We start from the raw sequence: 1,079 nt of genomic DNA on the forward strand, positions 1-1,079 counted from the left end.
TGTACCTGGCCATGACGTTGGTGACACTGCGGGGCTTGTGAAGAGGGGAGGCCTCCTGGCTTAGTGGAGCTGTCTAGTTCTGCCACTGCCAGGAGGCCTCTGTGTCCCACGCTAACGCCCGTTTGACCCTGCATGGACGACGGCTGCTCGTCGCACGCGTCATCGAGGACCACCGTCCCGTCGCCCATGTAGCGAAGGAGCTTGGCGTCTCGCGCCAGTGCGCGCACCGGTGGGTGCGCCGATTCCGCGCGGAAGGCGCCGCCGGGTTGCTGGACCGATCAAGCCGCCCGCTTCGGACGCCGACGAAAACGAGCCCGGAACGTGAAGCAGCGGTCCTCGCCGCTCGGGCCGAACTCCGATTCGGTCCCGCCAGGCTCGCCGCCTATACCGGCGTCCCAGAGCGGACGATCTCCCGCATCCTCCGCCGGCATCAGGTCCCACCACTGGCATGGTTGGACCCGATCACCGGCGCGCTGATCCGAGCGACCCGGTCGACGATGAACCGCTACGAGCACGAGCGTCCCGGCGACATGGTCCACGTGGACGTGAAGAAACTTGGCCGCATCCCGGACGGCGGCGGCTGGCGTGTCCACGGCCGAGGAGTAAACGCTCGGGACCGGAGAAACCCGATCGGGTTCGACTACGTCCACGCCGCGGTCGATGACCACAGCCGTCTTGCCTACGCGGAGATCCACCCCGATGAGAAGGGCGCGACCGTAGCCGGGTTCCTGACGCGCGCAGCGGCCTACTTCGCCGACCACGGCGTGACACGAATTGAACGAGTCATCTCGGACAACGCATTCGCATACCGACACTCGGCCGCGTTTAAAGACGCGGTCTCTGCGCTCGGAGCGCGGCAGAAATTCATCAAGCCGCACTGTCCCTGGCAGAACGGGAAAGTCGAGCGGTTCAACCGGACCCTCGCCACCGAGTGGGCCTACCGGCAGCCCTTCACCAGCAACCAAGCCCGAGCCGACGCTCTTGCGCCCTGGATCGAGCACTACAACAATGACCGGATCCACTCGAGCCACGGACTCACGCCCGCAGCCCGAGTGTCACCAACCTCATGACTCAGTACA

The 1,079-nt window shown here is 65.8% G+C and carries 1 protein-coding gene; it reads left to right on the forward strand.

The window, feature by feature from the left end; genetic code table 11:
• Positions 1–101: 101 nt before the first annotated feature.
• Positions 102–1,070, forward strand: a complete 969-nt coding sequence (locus ITJ59_RS18850; protein WP_194652833.1) for an IS481 family transposase — start codon at positions 102–104, stop codon at positions 1,068–1,070.
• The last annotated feature ends 9 nt before the right edge of the window (positions 1,071–1,079 follow it).

The organism is Curtobacterium sp. VKM Ac-1393 (assembly GCF_015350995.1).
Taxonomy (GTDB): Bacteria; Actinomycetota; Actinomycetes; order Actinomycetales; family Microbacteriaceae; genus Curtobacterium.